Source organism: Deltaproteobacteria bacterium (genome assembly GCA_028818775.1).
GTDB lineage: Bacteria > Desulfobacterota > Binatia > UBA9968 > JAJDTQ01 > JAJDTQ01.
Genome location: JAPPNE010000039.1, coordinates 23,342 through 44,550 on the forward strand (window position 1 = coordinate 23,342; position 21,209 = coordinate 44,550).

Annotated in this window: 21 protein-coding genes and 1 riboswitch; of the genes, 12 read left to right on the forward strand and 9 right to left on the reverse strand. The window is 66.7% G+C overall.

Annotated features, from left to right (window positions below; all coding sequences use genetic code 11):
* Window positions 1-6: 6 nt before the first annotated feature.
* The 5 genes from OXU42_03595 to OXU42_03615 form a co-directional block, all read right to left on the reverse strand.
* Window positions 7-1,221, reverse strand: coding sequence for a zinc-ribbon domain-containing protein (locus OXU42_03595; protein ID MDE0028473.1), 1,215 nt, complete (start codon window positions 1,219-1,221; stop codon window positions 7-9).
* Window positions 1,222-1,294: 73 nt separating this feature from the next.
* Window positions 1,295-2,290, reverse strand: coding sequence for a cysteine synthase family protein (locus tag OXU42_03600; protein MDE0028474.1), 996 nt, complete (start codon window positions 2,288-2,290; stop codon window positions 1,295-1,297).
* Between the two features lie 19 nt (window positions 2,291-2,309).
* Window positions 2,310-2,588, reverse strand: a complete 279-nt coding sequence (locus OXU42_03605) for a MoaD/ThiS family protein (GenBank protein ID MDE0028475.1) — start codon at window positions 2,586-2,588, stop codon at window positions 2,310-2,312.
* Window positions 2,589-2,646: 58 nt separating this feature from the next.
* Entirely contained in the window at window positions 2,647-3,912 is a 1,266-nt protein-coding gene (gene thrC / locus OXU42_03610; GenBank protein ID MDE0028476.1) for a threonine synthase, read from the reverse strand.
* A complete protein-coding gene (locus OXU42_03615) occupies window positions 3,909-4,697 on the reverse strand; it encodes a HesA/MoeB/ThiF family protein (protein MDE0028477.1) in 789 nt (262 codons plus the stop codon). Before OXU42_03615 ends, thrC begins: the two co-directional genes overlap by 4 nt.
* Before the next feature lie 94 nt (window positions 4,698-4,791).
* Window positions 4,792-4,895: riboswitch (SAM riboswitch) on the reverse strand.
* Window positions 4,896-5,160: 265 nt separating this feature from the next.
* Between OXU42_03615 and OXU42_03620 the strand changes: the two genes are divergently transcribed.
* Window positions 5,161-6,261 (forward strand): ornithine cyclodeaminase family protein, encoded by a 1,101-nt coding sequence (locus OXU42_03620; protein MDE0028478.1) that lies wholly within the window; start codon window positions 5,161-5,163, stop codon window positions 6,259-6,261.
* A gap of 7 nt (window positions 6,262-6,268) precedes the next feature.
* On the opposite strand, the gene OXU42_03625 is transcribed toward OXU42_03620, so the two are convergent.
* Window positions 6,269-7,138 (reverse strand): oxaloacetate decarboxylase, encoded by an 870-nt coding sequence (locus tag OXU42_03625; GenBank protein ID MDE0028479.1) that lies wholly within the window; start codon window positions 7,136-7,138, stop codon window positions 6,269-6,271.
* Between the two features lie 104 nt (window positions 7,139-7,242).
* Between OXU42_03625 and OXU42_03630 the strand changes: the two genes are divergently transcribed.
* From OXU42_03630 to OXU42_03655, 6 genes are all read left to right on the forward strand, one after another.
* A complete protein-coding gene (locus OXU42_03630) occupies window positions 7,243-8,346 on the forward strand; it encodes a hypothetical protein (GenBank protein MDE0028480.1) in 1,104 nt (367 codons plus the stop codon).
* 108 nt (window positions 8,347-8,454) lie between these two features.
* The gene (locus OXU42_03635) at window positions 8,455-8,586 is read left to right on the forward strand and encodes a redoxin domain-containing protein (protein MDE0028481.1); all 132 of its coding nucleotides are present in this window, start codon (window positions 8,455-8,457) and stop codon (window positions 8,584-8,586) included.
* 12 nt (window positions 8,587-8,598) lie between these two features.
* Window positions 8,599-8,961: a hypothetical protein gene (locus OXU42_03640; GenBank protein ID MDE0028482.1), complete on the forward strand. Its 363-nt coding sequence runs from the start codon at window positions 8,599-8,601 to the stop codon at window positions 8,959-8,961.
* A 101-nt stretch (window positions 8,962-9,062) separates the two neighbouring features.
* Window positions 9,063-10,109, forward strand: coding sequence for an amidohydrolase family protein (locus tag OXU42_03645; GenBank protein MDE0028483.1), 1,047 nt, complete (start codon window positions 9,063-9,065; stop codon window positions 10,107-10,109).
* A gap of 40 nt (window positions 10,110-10,149) precedes the next feature.
* Window positions 10,150-10,407, forward strand: coding sequence for a BolA family transcriptional regulator (locus OXU42_03650; protein ID MDE0028484.1), 258 nt, complete (start codon window positions 10,150-10,152; stop codon window positions 10,405-10,407).
* A gap of 55 nt (window positions 10,408-10,462) precedes the next feature.
* The gene (locus OXU42_03655; GenBank protein ID MDE0028485.1) at window positions 10,463-11,617 is read left to right on the forward strand and encodes an amidohydrolase family protein; all 1,155 of its coding nucleotides are present in this window, start codon (window positions 10,463-10,465) and stop codon (window positions 11,615-11,617) included.
* A 6-nt stretch (window positions 11,618-11,623) separates the two neighbouring features.
* Here the strand turns inward: OXU42_03655 and OXU42_03660 are convergent, their stop codons facing one another.
* The 3 genes from OXU42_03660 to OXU42_03670 are packed head-to-tail and all read right to left on the reverse strand — an operon-like array spanning window position 11,624 to window position 13,942.
* Window positions 11,624-12,592 (reverse strand): membrane dipeptidase, encoded by a 969-nt coding sequence (locus tag OXU42_03660; protein ID MDE0028486.1) that lies wholly within the window; start codon window positions 12,590-12,592, stop codon window positions 11,624-11,626.
* Window positions 12,589-13,314 carry a hypothetical protein gene (locus OXU42_03665; GenBank protein ID MDE0028487.1) on the reverse strand — a complete coding sequence of 242 codons (726 nt, stop codon included), beginning with the start codon at window positions 13,312-13,314 and terminating at the stop codon, window positions 12,589-12,591. Before OXU42_03665 ends, OXU42_03660 begins: the two co-directional genes overlap by 4 nt.
* A 25-nt stretch (window positions 13,315-13,339) precedes the next feature.
* Complete coding sequence (locus tag OXU42_03670) at window positions 13,340-13,942, reverse strand: hypothetical protein (protein MDE0028488.1); 603 nt, start codon at window positions 13,940-13,942, stop codon at window positions 13,340-13,342.
* 117 nt (window positions 13,943-14,059) lie between these two features.
* Between OXU42_03670 and OXU42_03675 the strand changes: the two genes are divergently transcribed.
* The 5 genes from OXU42_03675 to OXU42_03695 all read left to right on the forward strand — a co-directional run bounded on the left by OXU42_03675 (window position 14,060) and on the right by OXU42_03695 (window position 21,179).
* Complete coding sequence (locus tag OXU42_03675; protein MDE0028489.1) at window positions 14,060-15,301, forward strand: AAA family ATPase; 1,242 nt, start codon at window positions 14,060-14,062, stop codon at window positions 15,299-15,301.
* Between the two features lie 249 nt (window positions 15,302-15,550).
* Window positions 15,551-16,555 (forward strand): LLM class flavin-dependent oxidoreductase, encoded by a 1,005-nt coding sequence (locus OXU42_03680; protein ID MDE0028490.1) that lies wholly within the window; start codon window positions 15,551-15,553, stop codon window positions 16,553-16,555.
* 19 nt (window positions 16,556-16,574) lie between these two features.
* Window positions 16,575-18,659 (forward strand): hydantoinase/oxoprolinase family protein, encoded by a 2,085-nt coding sequence (locus OXU42_03685; GenBank protein MDE0028491.1) that lies wholly within the window; start codon window positions 16,575-16,577, stop codon window positions 18,657-18,659.
* Between the two features lie 31 nt (window positions 18,660-18,690).
* Window positions 18,691-20,415, forward strand: a complete 1,725-nt coding sequence (locus OXU42_03690; protein ID MDE0028492.1) for a hydantoinase B/oxoprolinase family protein — start codon at window positions 18,691-18,693, stop codon at window positions 20,413-20,415.
* Window positions 20,412-21,179 carry a glucose 1-dehydrogenase gene (locus OXU42_03695; protein MDE0028493.1) on the forward strand — a complete coding sequence of 256 codons (768 nt, stop codon included), beginning with the start codon at window positions 20,412-20,414 and terminating at the stop codon, window positions 21,177-21,179. Before OXU42_03690 ends, OXU42_03695 begins: the two co-directional genes overlap by 4 nt.
* The last annotated feature ends 30 nt before the right edge of the window (window positions 21,180-21,209 follow it).

Genomic DNA, 21,209 nt, shown 5'->3' on the forward strand with positions numbered 1-21,209 from the left:
GGGTCGCTAGGCGGCGCCGCCGCCGTCGGCCGCGAGCACCCGGCAACTGAAGGATGCCACCGCCGCCTCTGGCTTGGGAAAGACGATCGTGAAGTCCGCCGATCCGTTGGGCGGGATGTGGTAAGCGCTTTGAGGCTTGAGGCTCTGTAGCAGCGAGATCTCTCGCAGGCTCATGTCCTCGAGGATCTTGGGTGAAATGGCGTTACCCACGAAAGTCACCTGCCTTCCCACCTGTTTCCCTTCCGCATCGAAAAGCTGAGCCTCGATCTGAATCTGACGCATGCTCTGGTCGTTCCGGTTGACCAGCTTGCCGGAGACCACGAAGACCTCCGTCTGGTTCAGGACCGGCCGGACGCCGGACACCAGCGATTCGAATACCAGCGTGCTTTGGTAGTGCTTGCTGTCGAATACGGCCGCGCCGTACCAGGGTATCCGCCGCAGCAGACCGTCCAGCGGCTGGGGGTTGATCATGTGGATCAGCGTCACCAGGCCCGCGGCGAACAGGATGAGTCCGATGAGACTCACGAAAGGCACCACGGAGCCTTTGGTGTCGGGCAGGGGCGGCGGGGGTGCTTCCCGTTTGGGCGGGATCAGGAAATCGTCGTCGATCTCGAAGTCCGGTCGCGGGCGGTCGGGTCCCGCGTCCATGGCGTCGGAGCCGCCCTCCTGGTCGAACGTGAGAACCTGGGGTTCGTCCGGCGAAGAGGCCTCCTCGGGATCGACGTCGAACTCCGGGTAGGGGAGCTCGGGGTCGCGCGCCCCGGTGTCGTCCGTGTCGAATTCCTCGACGGCTTCCTCCTCAAGGGCCGGGGGCGGCGGGTCGCCGGCCGGCGCCAGCGCCGTAACGTCTGCGTTCTCCACGTCCTCGACACCTGCTTCCTCGATGGCATCGTCGTCCAGGGAGCCGGCGTCTTCGTCGGGTTCCTCCCGCAGGGCTCCGGGGGATGCGTCCTCTTCGGCGAGTTGGGGGCCGGCGGCGGTTTCATGCCCGGCCCCCGCCGTGTCGCCGGCCGGGTCCGGCGCGCTTGGGGTGGGATCCGTTTCCGGCGCGTCGCCGGCGGCTTCGGGCTCCGCGTCCGACCGCTCTTCGTCCAACTGCAGGCGCACGTGCACGCTGAAGACGTGCTTGCAGCGGGAACAGCGGAAACTCGGCTTGGGCGCGTCGAAGACGCTGCCGTCGACCTTGTACGTCGTGGAACAGTTCGGACAGCGAATGATCATGGCCGTTCAGGTCGCGCGCGAACCGGGTCCCGTGACTCCATGCGGGCGCCGGGCGCGGTCCGGGGCGCGAGTGTCAGATGGAAAAGTCCACGTTGCCGACGTCAAGGCTTTCCTTCCACGTGGTCCAGAGGTTCGTCGTCATGTAACGCGCGCCGAAGTCGGGAAACACCGCCACCACCGTGCCGTGGGTGAGGCGCCGGGCCACGGCCATGGCCGCCACCAGGGCGGCGCCGGATGATTGCCCCACCAGCAGCCCCTCCTCCTGGCTCAGCCGGTAGACCATCTCGTAGGCGTCCTCGGTGGACACCGGGATCTTCAGGTCCAGCTCCTCCTCATGGTAGATGCCCGGAACGATGGAGCTGGCCATGTGCTTCAGCCCTTCGAGTCCGTGGATCTCGGAGTCGGGCTCGGCCGCGATCACGCGGATGCGCGGATCCCGCTCTTTCAGGAAGCGTCCCGCCCCCATCACGGTGCCGCCGGTGCCGATGCCGGCGACGAAGTGGGTGACGCCCCCCTCGGTCTGCCGGTAGATCTCGGGACCGGTGGCCTCGTAGTGGGCCTGACTGTTCATCGGGTTGAAGTACTGGTCGGGCTTGAAGTATCCGTCCGGGTCCTCCGCGACGATCTTGCGGCAGAGACGGATGGCTCCGTCGGAGCCTTCCAGCGGATCGCTGTAGACGATCTCCGCGCCGAACAACCGGATGATGTTCTTGCGTTCCTCGCTCACGTTGGCGGGCACCACCAGCCGTACGGGGTAGCCCAGCGCCGCGCCGATCATGGCGATGGCGATGCCGGTGTTGCCCGAGGTGGAGTCGATGATGGTGCGGCCCGGCGTGAGCCGCCCGGTGTCGATGGCATCCCGGATCATCCGGAGGGCGGGGCGGTCCTTCACCGAGCCGCCGGGATTGAACCCCTCGAGCTTGGCCAGCACCCGCACGCCCCGTGACAACCCGCTGGTTATCCGCCGGACCTCCACCAGGGGCGTGTTGCCGACAAGCTCGACGATGCCGTCGACCTTGCGCGGCCGGCCAAGGGGCGAGGCGGCGTCCTGGTTCAGCGCGGTGAGCATGGAGCGTGCCGGGAACTCGCTAGAGGCCGCCGGCGATGGCCGGGACGATGGAGATGCTGTCGCCGTCCTTCAACGCGGTATCGACGTTCTGGAGAAAGCGGATGTCGTCGCCGTTGACGTAGACGTTCACGAACCGGCGCACCTTGCCGCTTTCGTCCATGATGCGCTCCTTGATGCCGGGGTGCTTCTGCTCCAGATCCTCCAGCATGGCCAGAACGGTGTCGCCGTTGACGTCGACCTCGTCCGATCCCTGGGTGAATTTTCTCAGCGGCGTAGGCACGCGTACACGAACACTCATGAAACAACCTCCCTCTCCATCAGGATAAAACCCGGTTGCGACCTTTTCAATGGCGCCTTCAGCCCGCCTTCGCGTCCGGCCGCGTTGCGCGCGTCAGCCCGTCGTACAGTTCGTCGAAGTTGCCCAGGTCGGCGTCGATGCTGTACGGCCGGTCGACGATGTGCGCCACCGTCTCGATGGTCTTGTAGCCGTTCCCGGTGATGGAGATGACGATGGACTCGTCCCGTGGAATCCGGCCCTGCTCGATGAGCTTCTTCGTCACCGCCACCTCGGTGCCCCCTGCGGGCTCGGTGAAGATGCCCTCGGTGGCGGCCAGCAAGCGGATGCCGTCGAGGATCTCCTCGTCGGTGACGTTCTCGCCCCATCCGCCGGTCTCCTTCAGCGTCTGGATGACGTAGTAGCCGTCGGCCGGGTTGCCGATGGCGATGGAGGTGGCGATGGTGTCGGGCTTCACCGGGTCGACGACGTCGGTGCCGCGCTTGAGCGCGTTGATGATGGGCGAGCAGCCAGCCGCCTGCGCGGAGTAGATGCTGCACGGCTCGTCCGGGTCCACCAGCCCCACCTTGCGCAGCTCCTTGAACCCCTTGCCCAGCTTGGGCAGGATGGTGCCTCCCGCCGAGCCCACCACGATGTGCCGCGGCAGCTTCCAGCCGAGCTGTTCGGCCACCTCGAAGGCGTGCGTCTTCGCGCCCTCGGAGTAGTAGGGCCTCAGGTTCACGTTGACGAACGCCCACTGGTACTTGTCGCCGATCTCGCTGCACAGCCGGTTGACGTCGTCGTAGGTCCCCTTGATGGCCACGGTGCGCGGGCCGTAGATGGCGGAGCCGACGATCTTCCCTTCCTCCAGCCCCTCGGGGATGAACACGTAACAGTTGAGCCCGGCGCTGGCGGCGTGGGCCGAAACCGAGTTGGCGAGGTTGCCGGTGGAGGCGCACGAGACGGTTTCGTAGCCGAACTCGATGGCCTTGGAGATGGCCACCGACACCACCCGGTCCTTGTACGAGAAGGTCGGGTGGTTCACGGAGTCGTCCTTGAGGTACAACTCGTCGACGCCCAGCGCCTCGCCCAGGCGGCGCGCACGGATGAGTGGGGTATAGCCCGAGTAGAGGCCCACGCGGGGCTCCTGGTCGATGGGCAGCAGCTCCCGGTAACGCCACAGGTTGCGGGCCCGCGAGGCGATCTTCTCCCGGCTCACGCTATCGCGGATCGCGTCGTAGTCGTACTCCACCTCGAGGGGGCCGAAGCAGTCCTCGCACACGTGCAGGGGCGCCGTGGGATACTCCCGGCCGCACTCCCGGCATTTCAATCCTTTCACAAAGCTCATGCGTGACTCCTTTGGGACGCCGGCGGGCCCGCGGATGCGCCGCAAGCCTTGCAGCGCGGGTTCGGCGACACCGGCACCTTTCTTATTTCCATGGTCTTGGCGTCATAGGTGAGCAGGCTGTTCACCAGCAGGTGCTCCTCGAGGCCGACGATGTACTTGACGGCCTCGGTGGCCTGGATGGATCCGATGGTCCCCGCCACCGCGCCCAGGATACCCGCCTGCTGGCACCCCAGGACCTCGCCGGGCGCCGGCGGCTCCTCGAAAAGGCAGCGATAGCAGGCGCTGTCCGGCGGCACCACCGTCATGGTCTGGCCCTGAAGGCGTACGATCCCCGCGTGGGAAAACGGCTTGCTCATGGCCACGGCGACATCGTTGACCAGGAACTTGGTGTCGAAGTTGTCGCTTCCGTCGATGACGAAGTCGTACGGTTCCATGAGCCCGGCGGCGTTGTCTTCGGTCAGGCGCACGTCGTGGACCTCCACCTCCACCTCGGCGTTGAGCTCGCGCAGCCGCGACCTCGCCGATTCCACCTTGCGCTGACCCTGGTCGGCGGTGGTGTGGAGGATCTGCCGCTGCAGGTTGGAGAGGTCCACCGTATCGCCGTCCACGATGCCGAGCCGCCCGATGCCGGCGGCGGCCAGATAGAATGCCGCGGGGCTTCCCAGACCGCCGGCTCCCACCACCAGGGCACTCGCCTGGCGCAGGCGTATCTGGCCGGCGCCGCCGACGTCGGGGATCATGATCTGGCGGCTGTATCGCTCGATTTGATCAGGGGTCAGACGCATCGAACGCGGGCTCCAGGCTAAGCTTCAACGACACTACTCAAGACACTACAAACGAAAAAAAACCTCTTCCAAGATGAGAAGAGGTTTTCTCCTCACCTTATCTGTCCCTTGCGGGCCGGAATTAGCACCTGCGTTCCCTTGGGATACGTGGTTGCTGTGGCTTCAACGGGCCTGTCCCTCCACCACTCTGGATAAGGTGTCCAGTTGCTTTAAGCAGTTCCTGTACTTCTACCCGATTTCCTTTCGAAAGTCACGCCGCGCGCCGCGGTTCATGGACGGGCCGGTCGCCGAACTCGTGTCCACAACCCTTGCACTGGAACTCATAAAGAGGCATGAGGTGTTCTCCTTTCGGCGCGAAACCGTTCCGTACCCGCGGTGGGAGGGCCGGCAAGGTAGAGCACTGCCAATATACTCCACCGCACGGCGGTGGCAAACCCCTGCGCCGGGAGACGGGGAGGTTGTCATGCTGTTTCTCAACAACGACGATGTCGCTCGGGTCATCGACATGCCGCTTTGCCTGGACGCCCTGGAAAGCCTGTTCCGGGAACTGGCCAGGGGCGACGCCGTGGGCATGGGGCGCATGGACATGTACGTGCCCTCGGGGCAGGAGTCACCCTACCACCGTCTCGCCCTCATGGTCGGGGGCAGCCGCCAGGACGGCTACGCCTGCATCCGCATCATCTCGGACATGGTGAGCTGGCCCATGGAGCGGGGCCACCGGCGCGAGAACAAGTACGCCCGCGAGCCCGGCACCTGGTGCGGCCTGCTGCTGCTCTTCAGCACCCGCGACGGGACCCCGGTGGCCATGATGAACGACGGCCGCCTCCAGCACGACCGCGTGGGCGCTGGTGCCGGCCTGGGGGCCAAGTACCTGGCGCGGGAGGACAGCCGCACGGTGGCGATGATCGGTTCCGGCGGCATGGCACGTAGCTACCTCGACGCGCTTGTGCGGGTGCGTCCCGTCACCAGGGTCAGGGCTTTCAGCTTGAACCCGGAGAATGTCCGGCAGTACGCGGAAGAGATGAGGGCGCGGCACGGGATCGAGGTGGAAGTCGCCGCGGACGCGCGCACGGCGGTGCGGGGCGCGGACATCGTGTGCTGCTGCGCGTCCGCCATCGAGCCGGTGTTCTTCTCGGACTGGCTGGAGCCGGGCATGACCGTCATCGACGTCAACCGGAACTCCGTGGAGCCGGGCTTCCTTCACGCCGTGGACGTGGCGGTGCGCCCGGGAGACGCCACTCCCTACCTGGAGAACCCCCCGCCCGAAGCCTTCTACGCCCGCGGCGGCTACCTGGGTTACGTCGCCGGTCAGGAGGAGGAGCGGGCGCTGGTGCCGCGCGTGAACCTGACGCGCGAGATCGTGGACATCCCCAAGTTGCCCGACCTCATCAGCGGCCGGATCCCCGGGCGCACCAGCCCGGACCAGACCGCATGGTTCATGAACATCGGCGCCATCGGCCCACAGTTCAGCGCCGTCACCGGCGCCGTCTACGAACGCGCCCGCGACGCCGGCCTCGGCCGGGAGATTCCCACCGAGCTGTTCCTGGAAAACATCCGGGCGTGAGGCCCGGCTACGGCTTCGCAAGCCTGCGTTCAAGGTCCAGAAACTCGTCCATCCGCAGCACGTTGTGGTACTCGTCCAGGGACGCCATGTGCTCCCGGAGGCTTTGGGTGGTGCCTTCCTCGTGCAGCGCCGCGAAGACGCGGCCGACGGTTTTCACCAGCGTGTAGCGAACGGACCCGGGGAACAGCGCCAGCTTGAACCCTTCGGCGCCCGCGTCGCTCACGGTCAGGTTCGACGCCGGAAGGGTCTCGTCCATGTTGACCACCAGCGGACCGGGAACGCGGCGGCGGAGCTCACGCAATTCCTCGATGGCGCCCGGTACCTGTACGAATATCGCGTCGGCGCCGGCCTCGCGGTAGGCGCGCCCGCGCCGGATGGCCTCGTCGAGGCCGCCCGAGGAATATGCCAATGTGCGCGCGATGATCACGGTGTCGGGGTCTTTGCGCGCGGCGCACGCCGCGGCGACCTTCTCCACCATCTCCTCGGTCGAAACCAGCGGATGTCCCCCCGCCAGCAACCCACAGCGCTTGGCGGGCGTTTGATCCTCGATCTGAACCGCCGCCGCCCCCGCGTGCTCCAGCGCCGCGACGGCGCGGTGCACCTGAAGCGGTCCGCCGAAACCGGTGTCCGCGTCCACCAGTAGCGGAATGCGCAGCACTTGGCTCAGGTTGCGCACGTGCGCGACGAGGGCGTCGGCGGAGAGGAACCCGAGGTCGGGGAGGCCCAGGAGACTGGCGGTGGTGGCGTTGCCGCCCAGCAGCGCCGCGCGAAAGCCGGCCCGTTCCGCGAGCAGCGCGGTCAGGGCGTCGTGAACGCCCGGGACGCTCAGGCAACCGTCCTCGGCAATCGCGTCCCTAAGGCGTGCGGCGGTGCTCATGTCGTGGTCCTCCTCGATCATTCGACCAACCCGCTGGTTGCGGGTATGATTCAGGAACCCGCGCCCGCGCGCAAGCGAATCGGAGTTGCGCGGCATCCGGAGCCATGAAGATCACCGCCGTCGACATCCACCCCCTGCGGGTTCCGCTGAAGGGCGTCTTTCGCAACGCCCACGACGTCAAGACCCACCAGGACAGCATCGTGGTGCGCGTATGCACCGACGAGGGTCCGGTCGGTCTGGGCAACGTCGATCCTGATCCCGGCCACTCCGCGGAGAGCTTCGCCGAGACCCTGAAGGCGGTGCGGATGCTGGCGCCGGGCCTTGTCGGGCGCGATCCCCTGAACATCTCCGCGGCATTGGACCTCATGGACCGCGCCCTGCCATGCCATCTGGATGCCAAGGCCGTGCTGGAAATGGCGCTTTTCGACCTCAAGGGCAAGGCCCTGGACCAGCCGGTGCACTCGCTTCTGGGCGGACGGCTCCGGGACGGGCTGCGGCTCAACGGCTGGATCGGGATGCTGGAACCGGACGAGGCCGCGCGGGAGGCGGCGGGCTGGCGTGATGCCGGTTTCCGTTCGGTGAAGATCAAGTTGGGCTCGGGCGTGGAGTTCGATGGCGACCGGGTGGCGGCGGTGCGCGGCACTGTCGGGCCTGCCATGCAGCTCCGGGTGGACGCCAACGAGGCTTACGGCGTGGACGAGGCCATCCGGCTGGGCAAGGCTTTGGCGCCAATGGACGTGGCGCTGCTGGAGCAGCCCGTAGCCCGGTCGGACTACGCGGGTCTGGCGCGGGTGCGGCGCGCCGTCGACATACCGGTCATGGCGGATGAAGCCATTGTCGGTCCCGAGACCCTGGTGGAGGTTATCCGGAAGGAAGCCGCCGACATCGTCAAGGTCAAGGTGATGAAGCAGGGCGGCATCACCCGCACCGTGCGCATGGTGCACATGGCCGAGGCCGCGGGCATCCGCTGTGTCGTCGGTCACGGTTTCGGCCTGACCATCAACACGCTGTCGGAGTTGCACGTGGCCGCAAGCTGCGCCAACGTCATGGAGGGATGCGAATCGGTGGGTCCGCTCAAGATGGGCGGGGACGTGGTGACCCGGCCGATCGACGAGAGCGGGGGATGGGTCGCGGTCCCGGACGCGCCGGGGCTCGGCGCCGAGCTCGATCCGTCCGGGTTGGAGCGCTGGAGCGTATCCGCGCCCTAGCGACGCGGAAGACGCGGACTTCGGGCTCCGCGGGCTACCCATCGATCTTTTCCTGGACGGGTGCAGACCGTCCGTAGTCGTTTCAACGATCATTCAAGGAGGTACATCATGAACCAAACCGTCGGCGCGAAGTTCCCGGATCTGGCCCTCGAGGACCACAACGGCAAGGAGCTGAAGCTGTCCGAGATTACCGAGGGCAAGTTTCCGCTCATCGTGGCGTTCTACCGGGGCTATTGGTGAGGGAAGTGCGTGGTGCAGTTGCGCCACCTGGTGACCCTTCAGGAAGAGCTGCCCGTGAGCTACAGCAGGCTGGCCGTGGTCAGCGTCGATCCGCCCGAGGTGAACGGCGCCCTCAGGGTAGGCCTCGGCGCGACGTTCCCGTTTCTCAGCGACCGGGAGTTCAAGGCCATCGAGGCGCTGGACATCGTCGACACCACGGACAAGAAGCACGGGACCCTGGCGATCCCGTACGCATTCTCCCTGCTGCCGGACCTGTCGGTCCACCGCATCTACAACGGCTGGTACTACGTGGGCCGGCCCACCAACGAGGAACTGCGCGCGGACATGCGCGCCATGACCCAGCAGTGCCGGGCCGACTACGACCCGCAGGCGTAGGCCCGCAGTCGTCCGGGGCCGGCCGGGGCGCGGTAGTGTGCGTGAAACCGAATCCGGCCCGGGGCGACACGCCGGCACAGGGGATTTCGAGGGGGTAAGCCATGGCCGTCATCGATGCCGATTGCCACGTCATCGAGTGCGAGGAGACCTGGGAGCACATGGAGGGCGAGGACCGGCGCTACCGGCCGCGCATCCTGGAAGCGGCGGACCAGTCGGACCCGTTGCGACGCAACGACTTCTGGCTCTTCGACAGCAACCTGGAGCCCAAGCGGGCGTTCCCGCCGGCATCGTCGGGCACCACCCCGGAGTCGTCGGAGCTGACGGACGTGGAGGCGCGCCTGCGCCACATGGACGTGCTGGGCACCGACGTCCAGGTGCTCTACCCCACGACGCTCTTGGGCTTGGCCACGCTGAGCCGTCCGCGCACCCAGGTCGCCATGTGCCGCGCCTACAACCGCTGGATGGCCAACGTCTGGAGCCAAGGCCGGGGACGTCTCCGCTGGGTGGCGACGCTGCCCCTGCTGACCATGGACGCGGCGGTGGAGGAGTTGCGCTTCAGCCGCGACAACGGCGCCTGCGGCTTCCTGCTGCAAGGGCTCATGGGCGAGCGCACGCCCATCGACGAGTACTACTTTCCGGTCTACGCCGAGGCCAGCCGTCTCGACATGCCGGTGTGCATCCATTCGGGGCTCGTCAACCATGCTCTCAGCGGGCTCTTCCACTCCCGCGCAACAGCCTTGTGGATGGCTAAGGTGCCCATCATCACCGCGTTCCACGCCCTGGTGTTGAGCCGCGTTCCGGACAGGTTTCCGGACCTGCGCTGGGGCTTCCTCGAAGCCGCCGCCTCCTGGGTCCCCTACGTCGTCACCGACCTCGGCGCCCGCCTCGACCGCACCGGCACCCGCAAGCTCGACGAGAACGTGCTGCGCCGAAACCGCTTCTACGTCGCCTGCCAGACCGAGGAGGACCTCCCCTACATCCTGCAACACGCCGGCGAGGACCACATCGTCATCGGCTCCGACTACGGCCACGCCGACACCTCCAGCCAACTGGAGGCACTGAAGATCCTCCAGGCGAACGAAACGGTGACGCCGGACGCCCGTCGCAAGATCGTCGACGACAACGCCAGGGCGCTTTACGGGATCTAGTTCGGTGGTCCGCCCATCCGTTTTGTGTTAATCCAGCGATATGATCCAGCCACAAGAGATCGAGGATACGCTGGGCCGGGTTTTCCCGGGCTGTGTCGTGCCGATGATCAAGGACCTGACCGGCGGGGGCGATCACTACCAGGTGGTGGTCGTGCATGATTCGTTCGCCGGCAAGGGGCTCATCGACCAGCACAAGATGGTCTACGAGGCGCTCAAGGACGAGCTTGGCGACGAACGGATCCACGCCTTGTCGTTGAAGACCTTCACCCCCGAGCAGTGGGAGAAGTTCGGCTCCTAGACACGGCCTGACGGCACACCCACCTGCCCGGTCACTGCCGTTTCGGGAGGTTCCCATGCTGACCATCGACTCGGACGGCCACCTGCACGAGCCCTTCGACCTGTTCGACCGCTACATCGAAAAGGAGTTCCACGCCATCCGTCCGCGCGTCGTCGACCTGCGCGATGAGCCCAGGGACCAGGGGCGCTGGGTGGCCGAGGGGCGGGTGGTGCCGCGCATTCCCTTCTCGCGGGGCGTGGGCGGCGGCGGGTTCAACTACCCCACGCCGCGGCACAAGCAGATGAAGGCACGTGACAACTCGCTGGACGACATCCCCGGACGCCTCGAAGACCTCGACCTGATGGGCGTGGACTACCAGGTGGTGTTCCCGACGGCGCTGGTATGGGTGTTCGACCTGGAGAACACGGAACTGGCGGGCGCCGTGTGCCGCGCCTACAACAACTACGTGGCGGAGCAGTGTTCCAAGGCTCCCAAACGGCTCAACGCCATCGCCATGGTGCCGATCCAGGACCCGGCCGGGGCCGCCGAAGAGGCCAGGAGGGCAGTGCGGGAGCTGGGTCTCGCCGGCGTGCTGCTGCCCGGCATGGCCGGCAACCGGCCGCTGCATTCCTCGGAATACGAACCGTTCTTCGCCGCCTTGGACGAACTCGACACCCCCATCGGCTTCCACGCGGTCACCGGCATGCACGACACGCCGTGGGCCGACTGCTTCACGGACTTCTTCTCCACCCACGTCACCGCCATGCCGTTCTCCATGATGGTGGGCATGATGTCTGTGGTGCGCATGGGCATCCTGGCGCGCTACCCCAACCTGCGCTGCGCCTTCCTCGAGATCGGCGCCACCTGGTTCCCGTACTGGGCCTGGTGGGTAGGAAAGCACATCGAGCACGTCCGCGGACCCAGGGGCGACGGGCGGCACGAAGGCAACTGGGGCAGGGCGCCCTACACCCTGCCCGAAACCATCCGGGAACCCATGGAGGACATCCTTTCCGGACGCATCCTCTCAGGCTTCGAAGACGACGAGAACCTGCGCGCCGTCATCGACCAGGTAGGCGCCGGCTCGCTCATGTACGCCAGCGACTACCCTCACAGCGACATGGACTGGGGCCGGGTGGACGCCATCAAGAACAACGATTCGATTACCCGGGAAGAGAGGGCGGCGCTGCTGGGCGGCAACGCGCGGCGGTTCTATAAACTGGACTTGGGATGAGCGCCGTCAAACCCCCTCCGCCACCTTCCCAAAAACCCGCATAAAGTTTCCGCCCAGGATCCCCGCCGCCTCGCTCTTGGAGAACCCCGCCGCGAGCAGCGCGGCCGCGAGGTTCGGCAGCTCGGCGTAGTCGTCGAAGACCGTGTTGCGCAGGCCGTCCATGTCGGTGCCCACGGCGAGATGCTCGGGGCCGACGAGGTCGGCGAGCTTCCGGAAACGCCGGGTCCACCGTTCCAGGCCGCCGCGTCCCGCGGGCCAGACGCCGATGACGCCGCCGGTGGAGGCGATGAGCCGCGCGTGGTCGGCGTAGATGAAGCGCGTGTACTTGCGCGGCGTACGGCGCAGCGCGGTGTGGCTCAGCATGATGGGCCGGGTGGTGATGTCCACCACGTTCCGCGTTACCTGCTCGGTGGCGTGGGCCACGTCCACGATCAGGCCCAGGCGGTTCATCTCGCGGATCACCTGCGCGCCGAACGGGGTCAGGCCGTGATGGCGCGGCTCCTCGGTCTGGATGTCGGCGACGGCGTTGATGTTGTAGTGCACGAGCTGGATGGAGCGGATGCCGCGGTCGTGGGCCTCCTGGACGCGGTCGATGCGTTCCTCCAGGAAGTCGGCGCCCTCCGCGGCGAGGATGGCGCCGGGCCGGCGCGTCCGCTTGGCGCGCAGGACGTCGGCGGGACTCAGCACCCGCGGGAGATGGCCTTCGGCGAACCACGGGTCGAGCACGGCGAAGCGCGAGCAGGTGTCGCGGTACGATTCCCCGGGCTCGAACGCCCGGTGCGCCCGGATCCTGCCGACTTCCCGGTCCCGGCGGATGACGGCCCGGTCCGTGCTCACGCAGAAGAAACCGGCGCTCAGGCCGCCCCGGACCATTTGCCGGATACGCTGTTCCAGGCCGGTATTGTCCCGGTGGAAACGGCCGGGGTGGGCGTGGATGTCCACCGAGGGTTGCTGATCGAGCAGATCCGCGCTCACGCGGCCAGACTACCCATCAACCGGCCGTAGCCCGCCACGCTCTCCCGGATACGGATCAGCTTCAGCGCGTACCAGATGTAGGCCTGGCAACTGGTGACCACGGGCTTGCCGATCTCGTGCTCCAGGATCTCCACGTCCTCGATGGTGGGCCAGCGCGGGCACGGTATGAAAATGCCGTCCGCCTCGGGGGCCTTTTCATAGAGGCGCTTGGCGATCTTGTAGGAGGCGTGGACCGGCAGGTCCGAGATGGCCGAGTTCTTGCGCACGCCATAGCCCTCGATCTGAAGCACCTCGAAGCCGGAGGCCTCGAGAAAGGCTTTCATGCGCGCGTTCAGGTCGTCCTCGTGGGGGGTGGCGACCACGAGGCTGTGGAGCCCCATGGCCTTGAGGGCTTCCACCTCGCCGGTGATGCCGGCGGTGATTGGGACGCCGGTCTTCTCGCTCAGGCGCCGCCCCATCTCGGTGTCGCTGCCGTAGCCCAGCTTGGTGAAGAGCGGTGAGCCGCCGAGAATGATCACGTCGCAACCGTTGTCCACCAGGTCCAGGGCCGCTTCCTCGATGCGTTCGAGCTGTCGCTCGAAGTCGGCGTCCACCAGTTGCCGGATGGTGCCGGTGCTGTTGAGCAACTGGAACCCCGCGGGCAGCATTCGATAGAACTCGTACACCAGGGTGTCTCCGCGGGACGGAGCCACATGGCCTACACGCGCGCGCCAACCATACATGATGAGCCTCCGTTGCTGTCGTTCCTCAAACCGAGGTCGGAGCGGACAGGTCCAGGCAGCGCTCGATCTCGGTGAAGACCTGGTTGAAATGCATGATCCGCATCACGCCAGGATGCGAAAACGACCGGTTGTAGGGGTGGTGCGGCATCAGCACCCGGGCGTTCGTGTTCTCGGCCACGTCCTGGCAGTTCTCGTAGTTGTCGTCGACGAACAGCATCACTCCGAGCTTGTCCACCACCGCCGACTTCTCTTTCTCCACCAGGTACACGTCGGGGTTGGTGATGCCGTGCCGCCGGAACCATTCCGACGTCACCGCGTGGATGTCCCAGCTCTCGTGGCCGGTCCTGTGCGTGATGAATGAAAGCAACCCGCGCCGGCTCAGTTGCTCCAACCGCAACCACTGCTGGGCGCTCAGGAGCGAGTCCAACCCGTCCCAGAACCCGGGGTCGCGCCGCACGGCGTCGGAGCAGTCCCTCACGGCTTCCTCGGTCAAGACCGGATGCGCCGAAAGACGCACGCTGCTTAGCGACTCGGCCGGGATCGGTCCCTTGCCGACGCGCTTTTCCAGACGGATAAGAAAAGGAGAGAGAAAATCGGCCACCACGCCGTCGATGTCCAGCCCCACCATCGTGATCAGAGCTTACGCAATCGAGGGGCGTGCCGCAATGCGCCAGTGCGCGGGGGTGCACGACAAATTGTAGCCACGGATCAGAGGGCGTTGGCGTGGCGTTCCCGGAAGTCATCGATGAGGTGGCCCCCGGTTGACAAATGTCGGTTATTTCGTTATTTTTACCGTCAAAATAACGGGATCGCCGACATGTACTCCAGGATACTCGATCTGCCCGAAAAGAGTTTCTTCCTGTTCGGCCCGCGTGGCACCGGGAAATCCGTGTGGCTGCAGCAACGTCTCGGCCACGCAGACCTGAGCATCAATCTCCTCAAGTCCGGCGAGTATCTTCGATACAAGCGGGACCCCTCCCTTCTCGCTCAGGAAGCAGCCGCGTTGCCCGGCCGGCGGCCCTGGATCATTATCGACGAGGTGCAAAAGCTGCCGGAGTTGCTCGACGAGGTGCATGCGCTCCTGTTCGAGAGCGGACAGGACCATCGGTTTGCACTGTCCGGGTCCAGCGCCCGGAAGCTAAAGCGGTCCCATGCCAACATGCTCGCGGGACGCGCCCTTTTGAAACGGATGTTTCCACTGAGCATGCTTGAAGTCGGTGAGGACTTCAGCCTGCCGGAGGCTCTGCGTTACGGACAGTTGCCCTTGAGTGTGACATCGGTTTCCCGAACCGAGAAGGTCGAGTTCCTGGATGCCTACGTCGAGACCTATCTGAAGGAAGAGATTCAGCAGGAAGCTCTGGTCAGGAACCTTGACAGTTTCTACCGGTTCCTGTCAGTCGCCGGCATGATGAGCGGGCAGTTGCTGAACATCGCCAATATCGCCCGGGACGTGGGCGTCGCCAGGTCCACCGTCCAAGGCTATTTCGGCATCCTGGAAGACACCTTGCTGGGCTGGCACCTGCCCGCCTACCGCAACAAGGCCAAGGTCAAGGAGGTGGCTCACCCCAAGTTCTACCTGTTCGATTGCGGCGTGCAGCGTGCCCTGATGGGGAGGCACCGGGACGAACCCTCGGCGGTCGAGACGGGCGCTTTGTTCGAGGCCTTCGTTCTGAATGAGTTCAGGGCACTCAACGTGTGGCGGTCTCACGGCGCGCAGTTCTTCTACTGGCGCACGGAGGCGGGCAACGAAGTGGACCTGATCTGGAAGAGGGGAGAGCAGGCCGCGGGCTTTGAAATCAAGTCGTCCAATGTCTGGCAGGAGAAATTCAACAAGGGATTGAATGTCTTGTTGCAGACCGGTGACATCGGGCATGCTTTCGGCGTGTATCGCGGCGAACGGGCTCTGAAGGTCGGAAAGGTGACCGTGCTCCCTTACAAGATGGCCATCGAGATGGCCCTGGAAGGGAGTTTCGTTCCAACACCTTGACCGGTCAATGCGAGATGCGTCGCAACGGGCGCCGGCCGATGCGGGCACGCGCGCGTTCCTTGACGAACCGCAACCGGTCGGATACAAAACCCTTTTCTTCAGGCACACCGCAACACCCGCCCGCTTTCCTCTGAATCGACCGGAGCTCGAAGCGCAGGACCATCGGGTCGTCGGCGGCGTATCGCACCGGCGTGCTCACCGTGCCGTCAACGATCGTGAGCGGTTGCATCTAACCAGTCAGGAGAGGTCATGGCCAGAGTCGGATTCGCACTGGGTTACGGGAAGTTCACCAACGTCCGGGAAATCGCCGATCTCATGCGGCGGGCGGAGGAACGGGGCTTCGAGATGGGCTTCTTTTCCGAGACCATCGAACTGATGCGGGACTCGGTCTCGGCCCTGAGCGCCATGGGTCTGGCCACTTCCAAGGTGACCTTGGGAGCCACGCAGATCGTCCGTCTGCGCACGCCCATCTGCATGGCCCAGTCGCTGATGACCCTGGACGAGCTGACCGGCGGGCGCATCACGCTGGCGCCGGGCGCCTGTACCCGAAGCCACGCCCGGGTCCACGCCATGGAGCACCAGGACCCCCCTCAGGTCCTCAAGGAATACATCGAGTCCATGCGGCTGCTCTTCACCGGCGAGAAGGTCGACTACGAAGGCCAGTTCGTCAAGTTCAAGAACGTCGGCATCGGCTGGAAGCCGCTGCGCACCAACATCCCGCTCTACATCCCGGCCACCGCGAGGCCCGGCCTCAAGCTGGCCGGCCAGATCGGCGACGGCGTGGTGCTGAACGCGGTCTGCTCGCCCGAGTACACCGCCAACGCCCTCAAGATCATCAAGGACGCCGCCGAGGAGGCGGGCCGCGACTTCTCGAAGTTCGAGGTCGCCCAGTTGATCAACTGCTCCATTGCCGACGACCACCAAAAGGCCCTGGACGCCATCCGCTGGGAGGTGGCCACCAAGCTCGACCCCGTCCAGCTCCCGTTCATCGCCCGTCCGAAGATGAAAGTGGGCGAGCCATACATCCACGAGGAAGACATCCCGACGTTCGAGAAGGCCCATGCCGAGGGCGGCATGGAGGCCCTCATCAAGGCCATCCCGGATTCCTACGTGGAGGGCATGACGGCCAGTGGCACTCCGGACGAGGTCAAGGCCCGTGTCCAGCAGTACCGCGACGCGGGCGTCAAGATCCCGTTGCTGCGCCCGGCGGCGGCCGACCAGACCGACGCCCTTATGGACCTGTTCGCGCAATAGCGGCGGTTGTCCGGCCTCCATGTACCGTGTCGGCGTTGACATAGGCGGAACCTTCACGGATCTGCTGCTGGTGGCGGATGACGGCACCTCCTTCATCGGCAAGACCCTGACCACCCACGGCGACCCGAGCGTGGCGGTGGAAACCGCCATGCGCGAGGGGCTGGAGGCCGGCATCGTGGACCGCGTCCAGACGGGCACCGTGGTGCACGGCACCACGCTGGTCACCAACGCCCTGATCGAGCGCAAGGGCGCCATGACCGCGCTTCTCACCACCGAAGGGTTCCGCGACGCCCTGGAGATCGGCCGCGAGCACCGCTACGAGCTCTACGACCTGGATCTCGAGTTTCCCAAGCCCCTGGTGCCGCGCTACCTCCGTTTCGATGTGCCCGAACGCGTGGCCGCGGACGGCAACGTGCTGACGCCGCTGGACGAGGACTTCGTGCGCGGCCTGGTGGCCGAGCTTTGGGACAAGGGGGTGCGGGCGGTGGCGGTGTGCTATCTCAACAGCTTCCGCAACCCAGCCCACGAGCGCCGCACCCAGGAGCTCATTGCCGAGGTGGCGCCGGACATCCGCGTGTCGGTCAGCGCCGACGTGGTGCCCGAGATCCGCGAGTTCCAGCGCACCAGCACCACCGCGGCCAACGTCTACGTGCAGGAGCGCGTGGCCGCCTACCTGCAGGAACTTCAGCAACGGCTGGACGGCCTGCGTTTCAGCGGCAGCTTCTTCGTGATGCTCTCCAGCGGCGGCATCGGCACGCCCGAGACGGCCGCCCGCTTCCCGGTGCGGATGCTGGAATCGGGGCCGGCGGCGGGAGCGCTGGCGGCAGCCGCGCTGGGGCAGCGCGCGGGCTATCCCGATCTCCTCTCCTTCGACATGGGCGGCACCACCGCCAAGCTCTGCGCGGTGGAGAACGGCTATCCGCTGAAGGCGCGGGAGTTCGAGGTGGACCGGATCTACCGCTTCCGCAAGGGCAGCGGCCTGCCCATCAAGATCCCGGTCATCGACATGATCGAGATCGGCGCCGGCGGCGGCAGCATCGCCCGGGTGGACGCCCTGGGCCTTCTCAAGGTGGGGCCCGACAGCGCCGGCGCCGAGCCGGGGCCGGCCTGCTACGGCCGCGGCGGCACCGGCGCCACGGTCACCGACGCCAACCTGATCCTGGGCTACTTCGACCCGGACTATTTTCTCGGCGGGGAGATGAAGCTCGACGTGGACGCGGCAAGGCAGGCCCTTGGCGCGGTGGCCGGCAAGCTCGACATGCGCGTGGAGGAAGTGGCCTGGGGCATCCACCAGATCGTCAACGAGAACATGGCCAACGCCGCCCGTGCACACCTCGGGGAACGCGGCAAGGACCCGCGGGAGCTGCCCATGTACGCCTTCGGCGGCGCCGGGCCGGTGCACGGCGGTCACGTCGCCGAGTTGCTGCGCCTGCCCACGCTGATCTCGCCCATGGGGGCAGGGGTGGGGTCGACCTTCGGGCTCCTGGCGGCGCCGCTGGCCTTCGACTTCGTGCGCAGCGCCTACAGCCTCCTGGACGAGCTGGACTGGTCCTTCGTCAACGGGATGTTCGACGAAATGTGCGCCGAGGGACGGGCCATCCTGGAACAGTCGGGGCTCGGCTCGGGCGAGATCGTCTACGAGCGCACCGCGGACATGCGCTACACCGGCCAGGGCCACGAGGTGTCGGTGCCCATCCCGGACGGGGTGCTGGACGCAGGCCATCTCGCCGCCATCACCGAGGCCTTCGAGCGCACCTATGAGCACATGTACGGCCGCACCGTCCCGGACGTGGTGGTGGAGGTGATCAACTGGCGCGTGGTGGCGCGGGGGCCGGAGCAGCCGCTCAATTTCTCCACCCAGGGCCGTAAGGTGGACGGAGCCAAGGCTCGGAAGGGTACGCGCCCGGTGTATTCGGCGGGCCGGGGCAAGTTTGTCGAGACCGCGGTCTACGACCGCTACGCGCTGACGCCGGGCATGACCTTCCCGGGCCCCGCCATCGTGGAGGAGCGGGAGTCCACCCTGGTGGTGACCGCCCGCAGCCGCGCCCGGGTTGACGATTATCTGAACGTGATCGTAGAGTTCGAATACGGTCAGCACGCCTGATTCGGCACCCTCCGATGCACGGAGTTCTCTCATGAGCAAAGACGTCATCGATCCCGTGACCCTCGAGGTCATCTGGAACCGGCTCCTGTCGGTGGCCAACGAGCAGCAGGACGCGCTCATGCGCACGGCCTTCAGCACCATCGTGCGGGAGAGCCAGGACCTGGCCTGCGGCCTCTTCGACACCAAGGGCCGCATGGTGGCCCAGTCGGTGAGCGGCACGCCGGGCCACATCAACGCCATGGCCACGTCCATGGGGCACTTCCTTCGGGAGTTCCCCGCGGAAACGCTGGTGCCGGGCGACGTGCTCATCACCAACGACCCCTGGCAGACCGCGGGCCACGTCAACGACATCACCATCACCACGCCGATCTTCCGGGCCGGTCAACTCGTCGCCTTCTTCGCCAACACTTGCCACGCCGCGGACATCGGCGGGCGCATCCTCTCGGCCGAGGCGCGGGAGGTCTACGAGGAGGGGCTGCGCATCCCCATCATGAAGCTGTTCCACGCGGGCGAGCCCGACCCGATTCTGCTCAAGATGATCCGCGCCAACGTGAGGCTTCCCCACGAGGTGGTGAGCGACTTCTACGCCCAGTCCGCGTGCAACGACGCCGGCGGCCGGGCACTCATCGAGACCATGGACGAGTTCGGCCTCGACAGCTTCGACCCCGTCGCCGAGGAGATCATCAGCCGCTCGGAGAAGGCGGTGCGCGCGGCCATCGCCGAGCTCGATGACGGCGAGTGGGAAGGGGAGACCTGGAGCGACGGCTTCGAGGAGCCGATCTTCATCAAGACAAAGCTCGCGGTGCGCGGGGACGAGATCTTCATCGACTTCACCGGCTCGTCGCCGCAAAGCCACCGCGGCATCAACGTGGTGATGAACTATACCCACGCCTATGCCAGCTTCGCGGCCAAGGCGGCCATCTATCCGGACGTGCCTCACAACGAGGGCAGTTTCCGGCCGGTTCACGTGAGCGCGCCGGCGGGCTCCATCCTGAACGCCAACGAGCCGGCGCCGGTGGCGGCGCGCCAGACCGTGGGCCACTTCGTGCCCACCGCGGTGTTCACGGCGCTGGCCAAGGCGCTTCCGGGGAAGCTCATGGCGCCCAGCGCGGACCCCATCTGGCTCAGCGTGTGGCGCGGCCAGGACCCGGCGTTCAACCTCACGGTCTTCCAGGTGGGCGGCACCGGCGCCCGCCCCACCAAGGACGGCCTCAGCGCGGTGGGTTTCCCCAGCGGCGTCGCGGGCGTGCCCGCCGAGGTCATCGAGAGCCTGTCGCCGCTGGTCATGCGCCGGCGCGAGCTGCGGGTGGACTCCGGCGGAGCCGGCACCTGGCGCGGCGGCCTCGGCCAGTTCACCGAGTTCGCCAACCGCGCCCGCGGCCAGTGGAGCGTCAACGGCATCCTCGACCGCACCCGTTATGCCGCGCCCGGGATCATGGGGGGCGGCCCGGGCCTCCCCGGCGAGTTCATCCTCGACGGCGGCGAGCGTCCCAACCCCAAGGCCCAGACCCACCTGGGCGGGGACCGCAGCGTGCAACTGAACCACCCCGGCGGCGGCGGCTACGGCGACCCCATGAAACGCGACCCCGAACGCGTGCGCGCGGACGTGGTGTACGGCTACATCACCCCCGAGGCCGCCGCCCGGGACTACGGCGTGGTGGTGCGCTTCACCGGCCGGGACGACGAAAGGGTGCGATTGCCGGAGCAGTGGGTCATCGACGAGGCGGCAACGCGGGAGTTGCGGGGGAACGCGTGAAACTGTCTGAACGCATCGCGCTCGTTACGGGGGCGGCCACCGGCATCGGCCGGGCAACGGTCCTGGAACTGGCCCGCGCCGGCGCCGCCGGCGTGGCCATCAACTACCGCTCGGCCAAGGAGCAGGCGGAGAGCTTGGCCGAAGAGGTGCGGGCGCTGGGGGCCGAGGCGCTGTGCGTGCACGGCGATGTGCGCGACGACGGCCACGTCCGCGAAATGGTCCGTCAGACGGTGGAGCGGTTCGGGCGCCTGGACATTTTGGTGAACAACGCGGGCATCACCCGTTGGGTGCCGATCACGGACATGGAGGCGTTGACGGACGACATCTGGGACATGACCCTGGACGTCAACGTCAAGGGGGCGTACCGCTGCGCGCGGGCGGCGGCGCCGCACCTGAAGGCCACCGGGGGGATGATCGTCAACGTGTCCTCCATCTCCGGGGTCATCGCGCCTTCCACCATGTCGTCCCTCGCCTACGGCACGGCCAAGGCCGGGCTCATCTACCTTACCCGTGGGCTAGCCGTGGCCCTGGGGCCCGAGATCCGGGTCAACGCCGTGGCGCCGGCGTTCACCGACACCCAGTGGATGCGCGACCACTACGGCGCGGATTACGACGCCATCATCGAGCGCGCCTCGGCCAACTATCCCCTCAGGCGCGTGGCCAAACCCGAAGAGGTGGCCGGCGCCGTCCTGGGCCTCATCACCGGCGGCGACTTCGTGACCGGCCAGACCCTGCTCGTTGACGGCGGCCTGAGCCTGAGCTAGCCCGTCCGTCCATCGATTCGCGGACACGAA